This is a genomic window from Henriciella marina DSM 19595, from assembly GCF_000376805.1.
GTDB lineage: Bacteria > Pseudomonadota > Alphaproteobacteria > Caulobacterales > Hyphomonadaceae > Henriciella > Henriciella marina.
Window position 1 is genome coordinate 729,823 of sequence record NZ_AQXT01000002.1, and the last position, 12,007, is coordinate 741,829.

General features: G+C 59.8%; 11 protein-coding genes. 6 read left to right on the top strand and 5 right to left on the bottom strand.

The window, feature by feature from the left end; genetic code table 11:
* The first annotated feature begins 12 nt into the window (after nt 1-12).
* The 5 genes from F550_RS0103710 to F550_RS0103730 are packed head-to-tail and all read left to right on the top strand — an operon-like array spanning nt 13 to nt 4,460.
* Nucleotides 13-642, top strand: coding sequence for an OmpH family outer membrane protein (locus F550_RS0103710; protein WP_018147183.1), 630 nt, complete (start codon nt 13-15; stop codon nt 640-642).
* A 10-nt stretch (nt 643-652) separates the two neighbouring features.
* Entirely contained in the window at nt 653-1,669 is a 1,017-nt protein-coding gene (gene lpxD, locus F550_RS0103715; protein ID WP_018147184.1) for a UDP-3-O-(3-hydroxymyristoyl)glucosamine N-acyltransferase, read from the top strand.
* A complete protein-coding gene (gene lpxA, locus F550_RS0103720) occupies nt 1,666-2,457 on the top strand; it encodes an acyl-ACP--UDP-N-acetylglucosamine O-acyltransferase (protein ID WP_018147185.1) in 792 nt (263 codons plus the stop codon). The genes lpxD and lpxA overlap by 4 nt, the downstream gene beginning before the upstream one ends.
* 12 nt (nt 2,458-2,469) lie before the next feature.
* The gene (locus F550_RS0103725; protein WP_018147186.1) at nt 2,470-3,309 is read left to right on the top strand and encodes an LpxI family protein; all 840 of its coding nucleotides are present in this window, start codon (nt 2,470-2,472) and stop codon (nt 3,307-3,309) included.
* A gap of 5 nt (nt 3,310-3,314) precedes the next feature.
* Entirely contained in the window at nt 3,315-4,460 is a 1,146-nt protein-coding gene (locus F550_RS0103730) for a lipid-A-disaccharide synthase (protein WP_018147187.1), read from the top strand.
* Here the strand turns inward: F550_RS0103730 and gltA are convergent.
* Together gltA and gltX are read right to left on the bottom strand one after the other, a co-directional pair.
* The gene (gltA, locus tag F550_RS0103735) at nt 4,457-5,764 is read right to left on the bottom strand and encodes a citrate synthase (RefSeq protein ID WP_018147188.1); all 1,308 of its coding nucleotides are present in this window, start codon (nt 5,762-5,764) and stop codon (nt 4,457-4,459) included. The two genes, F550_RS0103730 and gltA, sit on opposite strands and share 4 nt — an antisense overlap.
* 24 nt (nt 5,765-5,788) lie before the next feature.
* Nucleotides 5,789-7,273, bottom strand: coding sequence for a glutamate--tRNA ligase (gene gltX / locus F550_RS0103740; protein ID WP_026180544.1), 1,485 nt, complete (start codon nt 7,271-7,273; stop codon nt 5,789-5,791).
* Nucleotides 7,274-7,309: 36 nt separating this feature from the next.
* Here gltX and F550_RS0103745 point away from each other — a divergent pair, with 36 nt between their 5' ends.
* On the top strand, nt 7,310-9,430 hold the full coding sequence (locus F550_RS0103745) for a ComEC/Rec2 family competence protein (protein WP_026180545.1): 2,121 nt from the start codon (nt 7,310-7,312) through the stop codon (nt 9,428-9,430).
* On the opposite strand, the gene lexA is transcribed toward F550_RS0103745, so the two are convergent.
* The 3 genes from lexA to trpD form a co-directional block, all read right to left on the bottom strand.
* Entirely contained in the window at nt 9,427-10,110 is a 684-nt protein-coding gene (gene lexA, locus F550_RS0103750; protein ID WP_018147191.1) for a transcriptional repressor LexA, read from the bottom strand. The two genes, F550_RS0103745 and lexA, sit on opposite strands and share 4 nt — an antisense overlap.
* A gap of 63 nt (nt 10,111-10,173) precedes the next feature.
* The gene (gene trpC, locus F550_RS0103755; protein WP_018147192.1) at nt 10,174-10,974 is read right to left on the bottom strand and encodes an indole-3-glycerol phosphate synthase TrpC; all 801 of its coding nucleotides are present in this window, start codon (nt 10,972-10,974) and stop codon (nt 10,174-10,176) included.
* Complete coding sequence (gene trpD / locus F550_RS0103760; protein ID WP_018147193.1) at nt 10,974-12,002, bottom strand: anthranilate phosphoribosyltransferase; 1,029 nt, start codon at nt 12,000-12,002, stop codon at nt 10,974-10,976. Before trpD ends, trpC begins: the two co-directional genes overlap by 1 nt.
* Between the last annotated feature and the right edge of the window lie 5 nt (nt 12,003-12,007).

The following is a 12,007-nucleotide window of genomic DNA, read 5'->3' on the forward strand; positions in this document are numbered from 1 at the left end:
CAGGAGGAACTCATGAAATTGTTTAACACCGCACTGGCGTCCGTTGCCGTGCTTTTCTCTACTGCTATTGTCGCTGCCCCCGTGGCGGCCGCCCAGAATTCAGAAGTAGTGGTCATAGACCAACAACGCATCATGACCGAAACGTCTGGCGGTCAGGACATCGTCCGGAAAGTCGGCGAGATCGGTACAACGATCCAGTCCGAACTGACGCCTGAAGCCAACGCCTTGCAACAGCAAGGCGAGGCGCTTGAGGCCCGCACGGCAAATATGTCGATGGAGGCAATCGGGGCCGACGAAGCGCTTAGAGCCGAGGTCGAGGCTTATGCCCAGCGGGCACAGCAATTCAGCCGTAATCGCCAGATCGCCGCAGCCGAGCTTCAGGCCACCGAACGAGCCGCTTGGGCTCGTTTTTATCAGGGCCTGCAGCCTGTCCTGGAGGAGGTCATTACCGAGACTGGCGCCAATGTCATGCTTGATGCTTCTCAGGCGGTATGGTCGTCAGAGTCGGTTGATGTGACCCAGTCGGTCATCATGAAGATGAATGCTGCCATGCCAACCGTAGAGGTTACGCGCCAGACGTTGACTGCAGAGCAACGCCAACGGCTGATCCAGCAGCAGCAACAACAACAGCAGCAGCGGTAAGCCGTCCAGCATGGCCGTTGATCCGCGGTTCTTCCGTTTTCTCGGACCTGTGGCACTCGGCGATCTAGCCGCCGTATCCGATGCGGAGTGCCGCGGGGACGGGACCCGTGAAGCCACCAGTGTGGGTCCAGCGGGCAATGCGCGAGCTGGCGAAGTCTGCTATTATGATGGCAAGAAACCGCCCGCCGAAGACGATGTCAGCAAAGCGGCCATTGCGTGCTTTATCAGCGCTGCTTTTGCGAATGCGCTGCCTGAAGGTGTCGCCGCACTCGTATCAGAGCTACCCCGTCATGCGCATGCCATGGCGGCACGCAAGCTGGTCCAGTTCCGCGACTGGGGCGATACTGAGAGGCCGCACACGCCGACAAATATCCATGCAAGCGCCAGGATCGCGGCCACTGCGCATGTCGGTGAGGGTGCCGCGATCGGTGAGCGCACGGTCATCGCGCCAAATGCCGTGATCGGGCCAGGTGTCCAGATCGGCAAAGACTGCGTCATCGGCGCAAATGTCAGCATTCAGTGCGCACTCATCGGCAATGGCGTGAAGGTCTATTCGGGCGCGCGCATCGGAGAAGCCGGGTTCGGCGTCATGCCGGGGCCGAGCGGCGCGCAGGATGCTCCGCAGTATGGCCGGGTGATCCTGCAGGACGGCGTCACCATCGGCGCGAATTCCTGCGTCGATCGGGGTGCTTTTGACGATACAATTCTTGGTGAGAATACCAAGATCGATAATCTCTGCCAGATTGCGCATAATGTCGTCGCGGGCCGCAATGTCCTGATGGCGTCGTTTGCAGGCATATCCGGCTCGGTGACGATCGGGGATGGCGTACAGCTTGGCGGCCGCGTCGGGATCGCTGATCATGTTACGATCGGAGATGGGGCATCGATCGCGGCGTCGGCCGGCGTCTTCCGCGAGATTCCAGCTGGCCAGACATGGGGCGGTGTCCCAGCGCGCCCCATCAAGGAATGGATGCGCGAGATTGCCTGGCTACACAAGCAGACGTCCAGCAAAAGGCGCAAAGATTGAGCCCTACCATCCATCCCACGGCCATCGTTGAAGATGGCGCGACGCTTGGAGACGGTGTCACCGTCGGTCCGTTTGCATTTGTTGGTGCCAGCGTCACGCTGGGGGACCGCTGCGTGGTCCACCAACGCGGCGTTGTGCTCGGCAATACAGTCCTTGGTGACGATGTTGAAGTCTTTCCGGGAGCAGTTATCGGCGGTCCGCCGCAGATCCTTGGCTTTGAGGATGACGGGACATCGCGAGTAAACATCGGCAAGGGAACGATCCTGAGGGAGAATGTGACGGTTCACGCCGGATCACCCGCACATGGCGGGCTCACCAGTATTGGTGAGAACTGCCTGTTCATGGTCAATTCCCACCTCGCGCATGACTGCGCAGTTGGCGATAAATGCGTCTTCGCAAACGGGGTTCAGATTGGCGGTCATGTCGTGATCGCAGATCAGGTCTGGATGGGTGGGCTGGTCGCTATCCATCAGTTTTGCCGGATTGGCCCGCACGCCTTTGTTGGCGGTGGCGCGATCGTTGTGGCGGACGTCATTCCCTATGGTTCGGTCATCGGCAACCATGCCTATCTGGCGGGCCTGAACATTATCGGGATGAAACGCCGGGGCTTCAGCCGGCAGTCGATACATGATCTTCGGGCAGCGTATCGCATGCTGTTTGCGAAAGAAGGCACATTCAGCGAACGGGTAAAGGACGCTGAGGAGACGTATGGCGACTGCAAGGAGCTGATGGAGATCATCGATTTCATCAAGTCCAGCAAAAGCCGGTCGCTCTGCCTTCCCGAATAGGGGATTTGGCCAATGGAAAAGCTTGCAATAATTGCTGGTCTTGGCGACCTGCCCGTCAGCATTGCATCTGCCGCCCGGTCGAGGGGGCAGGCGGTTCATGTGTTTCGTCTGGCCGGCTTTGAAGAAAGGCGGCTCGAGGCTTTTGAGCATGAGATCGTAGGTCTTGGTCAGATCGGCCACCTTATCAAACGCCTCCACAACCTTGACTGCCGGGAGGTTGTCCTAGCCGGCATCGTCAAGCGTCCAAACTTCTCTGACGTGAAACTTGATATGAGGGGCGCGAAGCTTCTGCCGCGTGTCATCAAGGCTGCCCGCAAAGGCGATGATGCGCTGCTGCGGGTCATCATCTCCGAACTAGAAAGCGAAGGCTTCAAGATTATTGCCGCCGAGACGGCTGCAAGTGACCTTACCGTTGGTGAGGGCGCTATCTTTGGCCGTAAGCCGGATGAGAATGAGCTGGCCGATCTCATGAAAGCGGCCCGGATTGCGGGGGAGCTTGGCCGGCTCGATATTGGGCAGGGCTGTGTTGTCTGCGACGGACTTGTGCTGGCCGTCGAGGCGCAGGAAGGCACCGACCGGATGCTCGTCCGGGTGAGCGAGCTGGAAGAAGATATTCGCGGCACCGATGCGGCGCGACGGGGCGTGCTGGTCAAACGGCCAAAGCCGATACAGGAAAGGCGGATCGATCTGCCAACGATTGGGCCGGAGACAATCGACAGGGCGGCGCGGGCCGGACTTGTCGGCATCGGCGTTGAAGCGGGCGGTGCGCTTCTCTTGAACCGCGAAACGATTGGCGCGCGTTGTGAGGCATTGGGGGTATTCCTCTACGCGTTTCCGAGCGACTGGAGCTGAAGGTCATGGCGTCTGATATCTTCCTGGTCGCAGCTGAAGCCTCTGGTGACCTATTGGCGGCAGAGATTGTCGATGAGCTTCACCGCAAACAGCCCGGGCTGAGATTGAATGCCATCGGCGGAGAACACCTTGCAGCGCGGGGGCTCGTATCTCCGATCGACGTGGCCCCGCTATCGGTTGTCGGGCTGCTTGAAGGTCTCAGGATTTATCGTGAAGTTGTTGCGCTTGCCGATGCGGCTGCAGACGCGATCATCGAAGCCGCGCCGCATACTGTCGCATTGGTCGATTCGTGGGGGTTCACGCTTCGCGTTGCCCAGCGGGTCCGTCGGCGGGCGCCGGCTATCCGGCTGGTGAAGATCGTCGGGCCGCAAGTCTGGGCGACCCGTCCTGGACGGGCAAAGACGCTGGCTGAAGCGGTCGACCATCTGGTCTGCATCCATGAGATGGAAGTGCCGTTTTATGAGCCTTTCGGCCTTCCGGTCACCGTGATGGGCAATCCTGCCTTATCGCGAGGGCAGAAGGGTGATGCTCTGGCGGGTCGGGAGGCTCTTGGTGTTGACAGCGGACCTATCCTGCTCGTGCTGCCTGGCAGTCGGCAAAGCGAGATAGACAACGTCGCTCCGACATTATTGGAGGCGGCCCGTTCGGTGAAGGATGAGCGTCCAGATGTGAACATTATTATTCAGCCCGCGTCGAATATTCGTACATACTTCGTTGAAAAATATGGAGATGTTGGCGATTGGGCAATGCTCGCGCCAGCGTATGCCGAGCGATCCAACGTCATGTCAGCAGCCACTTACGCGCTCGCCTGTTCAGGAACCGTGACGAGTGAGCTTGCCGTACAGAAAACGCCGTTCCTCGCCGGTTACCATACAGGCTGGATCACTTGGGCTCTGGCGCGGTTTTTGCTGTTTAAGCCGACACATATTACGCTGCTGAACATCGCCGCGGACGACACAGAAGTCATTCCTGAATTCGTTCAGACGAAGTTTCAGCCAGCCGCTATTGCAGCCGAGGCGCTTCGGATGCTGGGTGATGAGGACGCGCGCCTGAACCAGGTCGAGGCGCAGAAAAAAGCCCTCGCCAGAATGGGCGAGGGCGATCTTCAATCCGCGCAAATCGCTGCGCAGGTACTCTTGTCAAAAGACTAGCCGCGCTGTGAGACCGGCTTGAAGTCACGCAATGGTGCGCCGGTATAGAGTTGGCGCGGGCGGCCGATGCGCTGGGTTGGATCCTCAATCATCTCGTTGAGCTGCGACACCCAGCCGACAGTCCGGGCCAGCGCGAACAGGACGGTGAACATCTCTGTGGGGAAGCCCATAGCGTCCAGGATGATGCCGGAATAGAAGTCGACATTTGGATAGAGTTTCTTCTCGACGAAGTACTCGTCTTCCAGTGCAATTTTCTCAAGCTCCATCGCGACTTTCAGGACAGGGGTGTCCTTGATGCCGAGCTCGTTCAGAACTTCGTGCGCGGTTTCCTGCATGACCGTCGCGCGCGGGTCGTAATTCTTGTAGACGCGGTGGCCAAAGCCCATCAGGCGGAATGGATCGTCGCGATCCTTTGCGCGCGCGATGAATTCCGGAATACGGTCAACCGTCCCGATCTCATGCAGCATGTTGAGGCAGGCTTCGTTGGCGCCGCCGTGGGCCGGGCCCCAGAGACACGCAACACCGGCTGCGACGGCCGCATAAGGGTGCGCACCCGAAGAGCCGGCAAGCCTGACAGTCGAAGTCGACGCGTTCTGCTCATGGTCAGCATGGAGGATGAAGAAGCGGTCCATCGCCTTGGCGAGCGTTGGGCTGATCTTGTAGTCTTCCGCAGGGACCGAGAAGCACATGCGCAGGAAATTCTCCGCATAGGAAAGATCGTTGCGCGGGTTCACGAAAGGCTGGCCGATCGAGTATTTATAGACGCGGGCGGCGAGCGTCGGCATTTTCGCGATGAGGCGAATGGATGCGAGGCGGCGCTCTTCAGGGTCAGCGCTATCCATCGAGCTGGGATAAAAAGCCGACAAGGCGCCGACAGTGCCGGTCAGCATCGCCATAGGATGGCTGTCACGGCGGAAGCCATCGAAGAAGCGGTCCATCTGCGTGTGAAGCAGGGTGTGCTGGTTAATCTCGCGGGCGAATGTCTTGAACTGAGAACCTGTTGGCAGTTCCCCATTGAGGAGGAGATAGCAAACCTCCAGATAGCCCGATTGTTCGGCAAGCTGGTCAATCGGGTAGCCGCGGTGAAGAAGAACGCCTTCCTCGCCATCAATGAATGTGATCTGCGACTCGCAGCTGGCGGTCGACGTAAAGCCGGGATCGAGCGTGAAAACGCCAGCCTCGCCATAAAGCTTTTTGACGTCCACGACGTTCGGACCGAGCGTGCCGCTCAGGACTGGAAGTTCATGCGAAGTTCCATCGATTTCAATCTTGGCCGTCCCGGCAGGTTTGGTCTTGTTGATCATGTCAGCTCTCTCATACGTGTCGGACTATTCACTCTGCATGTCAGTGCGAGCGAGGTGAAAATCAATGCGTGACAGGGTCTCATCACGGCCGAGCCATTCCATCACCGGCGCGAGGTCCGGAGCTGGAAGCCCTCCGGTCAGGGCCGCGCGTATTGGCGGACCAACCTGGCCAAAGGACAGTTCGTTTTCAGCGCAATAAGTCTGTAACGTCTGTTGCAGTGCGGTATCGCTCCATTCCTCAACATTGGCAATGGCCTGGCGCAAATCTGCGAGCCGCTCTAGCTTGTCGCCGGTGAGGTTCTTGCGGGTCTTCTTGTTGAGGTCATCGGTGTTCGCCGTCCAGAGAAAGCGGAAGGCTTCTGCGAGCTCTGGCAGGGTCGCCCCGCGGTCTTTCATCGTCGGCAGCGCAGCTGCAACCCGCGTGCGCGTAACCTTATCCAGCGGTCCACCAACGGCCTCTTCTAGCCACGGCTCCAGCAAAGCCATGAGACGGACATTATCGCAGGCGCGAATGAAATGCGCGTTGACGTCGTTCAGCTTCGCGAGGTCAAGGCGGGCCGGTGAGCGGTTGATCGCGTCGATTGAGAAGATACGCGCCGCATCGTCCAGCGTGAACATCTCCTCGTCGCCATGGCTCCAGCCGAGACGCAAGAGATATGAGTTCAGTGCCTCCGGCAGGTAGCCCATATCGCGATAGGCTGTCGTGCTGAGCGCGCCATGTCGCTTGGAGAGCTTGGCGCCATCGTCGCCGTGGATCATTGGCACGTGCGAGAAGGCAGGCACATCCCAGTCCATCGCCTGATAGATCGGAATCTGGCGGAACGTGTTGCGCAGATGATCGTCGCCGCGGATGACATGGGTTACACCCATATCGTGATCGTCAACGACAACGGCGAGCATATAGGTCGGGGACCCGTCGGCGCGGAGCAGGATGAGATCATCGATCTCTCGCGCGGAAACCTTGACCTCGCCCTGGACGCCATCCTGAACAATGATCTGGCCAGCATCCGGAGCGCGCAGGCGAATAGTGTACGGTGCATCTGCCGCAGGCGGGTCACCGCCATCGCGCCAGGGGGAACGGAACGGGGCAAGCAGCTTTTCTGCCGTCTGCAGAAGTTTCTGCTTGTCGGCCTCTTCTATGCCTTCCTGTTTCGCAGCGGCACGAGCTGCCTCTCCTTCTTCGCGGCGGGTCTGAAGTTCCTCAGGGGTGGCATAGCAGCGAAAGGCCTGGCCGCGCTGGACCATTTCTTCGGCGCATTCTACATGGCGGCCGGCCTGCGCGCTCTGGAAGACCGGCGGCTCATCCGCATCGAGGCCGAGCCAGGTCATCCCATCGAGAATCGCATCGACAGCTTCCTGCGTTGAGCGGGCTTTGTCGGTATCCTCGATACGTAGCAGGAATTTTCCCTGGTTGCGACGGGCAAACAGGTAGTTGAAAAGAGCTGTGCGTGCACCGCCAATGTGGAGCATGCCAGTGGGGGAGGGGGCAAATCGCGTAATCATCGTCATCAGTCTGACAAACCGTCCGGCTCTGCTTCTGATCAGGTGTCTCGGCGCCATCAACACCCTGACGAAGCTTCAGGCAAGAGGCAGGCTGATTTCCCTCGCGGCGAGGCGGCGGAGAGCCGGGTTGTCCACCTTGTCCTGAACGGTCCGCTCTATTTCGCCCTCGGTCTCTGCCTTGGTGCGGCAGGTTATTTCTCACTTTCATTTGAGCCGCCGATTGCAATTTTCGTTATCGCTTTATTGCTTACTGGTGTTGGCGCGGCTGCCGCCGTGCGACGCTCCGGTATCTTTACGTTACGTCTGGCAGCGATCCTGCTGTTTGGGGCTGTTTGCGGGGCAGGCGTGTCCAAAACGCATACTGAGCTGCGCGCTGAGCCGGCCGTTCAGGCGATGATCGGCCCTGCGATGGTCGAGGGCTGGGTCACATCGGTTCAGCCAGGCACAAATGGCCTGAGGCTTCGCATTGATGTTCATGCGATTGGCGGTGTGGACAGTGCTGACTTGCCAAAGAAAATCCGCCTGACCCACAGCCTGTCGCTGAATGTTGCGCCGGGCCGGTTTGTACGCTGCTGGTCTGTTCTTCGCCCGCCGCCACAGCCCAGCATGCCTGGCGACTATGCGTTCAACCGGCAGGCCTTCTTTGAAGGGCTGGACGCGGTTGGCTATGTACAGGGACGTTGCCGGGGCGGGGCGCTCGGGCCTGAGAAGGGCGCAGGCAACAGGATAAGAAGTACGATCAATACGATGCGCAGGGCTCTCGCGCTTCATGTTCACGATGCGGCTGGAGAGCGGGCTGGCGGTTTTGCAGCTGCGCTAGCCTCTGGTGATCGCAGTTTCATGAGGCAGGACGACATCGAGGCGCTGCGCAGGGCAGGCCTCGCCCATCTTCTTGCTATATCCGGGCTTCACCTTGGTATCGTTGGCGGACTGGTCTTCGTGACAATTCGTAAGCTCCTGACGCTATGGGAGTGGCTGGCGCTGCGGATCGCCGTTCAGAAACCGGCCGCCGCCATCGCACTTGCGATGACGGCGGTGTATCTCGTGCTCTCAGGCGCCAGCATCTCGACCCAGCGCGCCTTCATCATGGCGGCTGTCTTTTTCGGTGCGATTTTGCTCGACCGGTCGCCATTAAGTTTCCGATCCTTCGCGGTCGCCATGATTGCGGTCATCCTGATCCAGCCGCACAGCGTGATGACGCCGGGCTTTCAGATGTCGTTTGCGGCGACGGGCGCCTTGATCGCGACATACCTGGTCTGGAGAGAGCGTCGACAGGACAATCTGGATGGTCGAGGCCGCAGCGGCTTTGTCTTCACGCTGCAGTCGCTGGTGGTGACGTCCATTATCGGGGCGGCCGCTACGGCGCCATTCGCGCTCTATCACTTCGACCGTGTGGCACCGGGCGGCCTCTGGGCAAATCTCATGGCCATGCCGGTCATCAGCTTCGTTAGCGCGCCTCTGGCTGGACTGGCGCTTGCGACCGCACCGATCGGTCTCGATGAGCCGTTCCTGCGCCTGTTTGGGTGGTCACTTGAGCAGGTGCTGACGATTGCGCACTGGGTGTCCGGCCAGGCTGCCAGTGATTTCATGATCCGAGAGCCTATGCCTGCCGGCGTGCTCCTGACACTGAGTGCCGGTCTTGCCGCGGTTTGCCTCGCCCGGGGTCTTCGCTACCGGATCGGCCTGATAATAGCGACTATGGGGGTGGCGACTTTGGTCTGGTGGTCGCTTCCTCAGACAATCCTGCACTGGTCGCCATCTGGTGAGATTCTCATCCGAGACACGACCACCGGCTGGCAGAAGCTCGCCATAATCAATGGAGACGGGCTTTCGCCTCTTACCCTGACGGACCTTCCTTCAAGCGGTGACTGCAGGGGACGTGACTGCATCTTCGAAACCGCTTCAGGCCGTATCGCCATACTCGATGGGGCCAGGGGCGAGACTTGCGGCGCTACTGCGGACTTTGCACTGATGGTCCAACCCAATTCGGCAGGCTGCCCGCCCGGTACACAGATAATCTTGTGGAGGATTGTCGAGGACGCTCGCGGCGTCAGCCTTGTTCACGACCGCACGGGCCGCACGAAACTCGTGACAGCACCGTGCGGGACCCGAAAATGGCAGCCCTGCCTCGATGGCCGCAAGGCAAGCCCGAATGAAGACTAGTCGTACCGGCGTACAAGGGCGACGAGGCGCCCCTGAATGCGCACGCGATCAGGCCCAAAGATCCGCGTCTCATAGGCTGGATTGGCCGCCTCAAGCGCGATGGATGCACCCTTCTTGCGGAGCCGCTTCAGCGTTGCTTCCTCTTCATCGATCAGCGCAACGACGATATCGCCGCTATGAGCTTCCTCTGTCCGCTTCAGGATGACGAGGTCGCCATCATGGATCCCTGCGTCGATCATCGAATCGCCTTTGACCTCAAGCGCGAAGTGCTCGTCGCCCTCCGGCAGGTCTGCAGGCGACTGGATGCGGCTGGTTTCGTGCTGGATTGCTTCGATCGGCACACCCGCAGCAATCCGCCCCAGCACCGGAATGGTCTTATTGGAGAGGTAGGCAGCCGGCATCGGCTTGCCCACAACGCTCGGTCTGAAGACCTGCCGGCCGCGAGGCGGCGCTGCAGGTGCAGCAGAATCAGGAAGTTTCAGGACTTCGAGGGCGCGTGCGCGATTGGCCAGGCGCTTGATGAAGCCGCGTTCTTCGAGCGCCGTAATCAGACGATGAATGCCCGACTTGGATGCCAGGTTAAGCGCTTCCTTCATTTCGTCGAAGGACGGGGAGACCCCATCGCTTTTGATGCGCTCATGAATGAAGAGCAGCAGCTCTTTCTGTTTATTGGTTAGCACAGTCTGGCCTCCGGATAAAACCCTGTTCGTTCACATGTGTTCTACATGCGTTCCCGTTTCGGGTCAATCGTCAAGCGCCTTTCTGAGATTTTCGCAGGTCGTTTTGCGGTCAGTTGCCTTCATGAGGCTCTCGCCGATGAGGAATCGACGTGCGCCAGCCCCGGCCAGCCGCTTGATGTGAGCTGGCTTGGAGATGCCGCTCTCGGAAATCAACGTCTTCGATGGATCGAGCATGGGAGCAAGCCGCTCCGTCGTCGACAGGTCAGTGACCATGCGTTTGAGATCACGGTTGTTTACCCCGACCAGCAGGCCTGGAAGCGCGTTGGCGCGGTCCAGCTCAGCCTCATCGTGCACTTCTACGATCGCGTCCATTCCAAGATCAGTCGCGGCGGACAGAAGCTCATTCGCGACGGCATCATCGACCGCAGAGAGGATGACAAGAATCGCGTCTGCGCCGCCTGCGCGCGCTTCGGCGACCTGAATCGGATCGATCATGAATTCCTTGCGCAGGAGTGGAAGCTGAACGGCTTGCCTAATCGCCCTTAAATCATCCAGCGATCCGCCAAAGCTTGGATAATCAGTGAGGATAGAAAGACAGGCCGCGCCGGCCGATTCGTACTCTTGTGCGATAGCGACGGGGTTGGCCCCCGGTAGAATGTCTCCGGCGGATGGCGATTTGCGCTTTAGCTCGCAGATCAGTGCGGCTTGGCCAGCCCCGGCAATCTCTGAAAGCTGCCTGGAAAATCCACGCGGTTTGGGCACTGACTTGCAGGCTTCCAGAAGCGCGGAGACAGTGGTCTGCTGCTTTAGTGCGGCGACTTCATCCTGCTTGTATTCGATGATCCGGTCGAGAGCGGTCGCCACTATGAGGTCTTTCCTGAACTGATGCTGGCGAGTGTCGTCAGCGTATGGAGTGCCCGCCCGCTATCTATGGCCTCAGCCGCGCGCTGTGCGCCCTCGAACAGATTGGCGGACAGGCCCAGAAGGCAGAGGCCTGCGGCCGCGTTGAGGAGGACTACGTCTCTGAATGGGCCACTTCGCCCCTCTAGGAGGTCGCGGATGGCGCCTGCATTGTCTTCGGGCGATCCGCCTTCGAGGGCCGCGAGCGGACTTGTATCAAGCCCCGCATCTTTTGGCTCGATCCGGAAGGCGTTTATCCTGCCCCCCTCGACTTCCCGGACTTCTGTCGACCCGGAGATGGAAATCTCATCGATGCCGTCGACGCCGTGCACCACCCACGCCTTTTCGATACCAAGCTTCAGCAATGTTTCAGCCATTGGATCAAGCCAGCGCGGATCATAGACGCCAAGGATCTGGTGCGTCGCACTGGCCGGATTGGAGAGCGGGCCGAGGAGGTTGAAAATGGTCCGGATACCAAGGCTTGAACGCACCGGTGCAACGTGGCGCATCGCTGAGTGATGGCTGCGCGCAAACAGAAAGCCTACCCCGGCCTTTTCGACACAGGCGGTGAATGTTTCAGCCGTTATATCCAGTTCGACCCCGAGCGCTTCGAGAACATCGGCCGATCCGGTCTTCGGCGGAACAGAGCGATTGCCATGCTTGGCGACGCGGCCACCTGCTGCAGCGATTACGATGGCGCTTGCCGTGGAAGTATTGAGGGATTTCCACGACAGACCACCCGTGCCGCATGTATCGAGAAGCGGTCCGTCCAGCTGAACGCGCCGGGCATGCTGGCGCATGGTCATGGCGCCCGCATAAAGCTCCTTCGACGTCTCGCCCCGGACGGCGAGACCCATGAGGAAAGCGCCGATCTGTTCGGGCGGTGCCTCACCAGACAGAAGCGTATCAAAAGCCGGCGTCAGCACGTCCTGCTCCAGCTCCTCGGAGCGGGCGAGTGCCTTTATGGCGTTCAGTAGGGCAGGGTCGGTCATGGGCG

Excerpts from the sequence above, each read along its gene's own strand:
- F550_RS0103725 (WP_018147186.1), top strand. The coding sequence starts at position 2,470 with ATGGAAAAGCTTGCAATAATTGCTGGTCTTGGCGACCTGCCCGTCAGC.
- lpxD (WP_018147184.1), top strand. The coding sequence starts at position 653 with ATGGCCGTTGATCCGCGGTTCTTCCGTTTTCTCGGACCTGTGGCACTC.
- F550_RS0103730 (WP_018147187.1), top strand. The coding sequence starts at position 3,315 with ATGGCGTCTGATATCTTCCTGGTCGCAGCTGAAGCCTCTGGTGACCTA.
- trpD (WP_018147193.1), bottom strand. The coding sequence starts at position 12,002 with ATGACCGACCCTGCCCTACTGAACGCCATAAAGGCACTCGCCCGCTCC.
- gltX (WP_026180544.1), bottom strand. The coding sequence starts at position 7,273 with ATGACGATGATTACGCGATTTGCCCCCTCCCCCACTGGCATGCTCCAC.
- gltA (WP_018147188.1), bottom strand. The coding sequence starts at position 5,764 with ATGATCAACAAGACCAAACCTGCCGGGACGGCCAAGATTGAAATCGAT.
- F550_RS0103710 (WP_018147183.1), top strand. The coding sequence starts at position 13 with ATGAAATTGTTTAACACCGCACTGGCGTCCGTTGCCGTGCTTTTCTCT.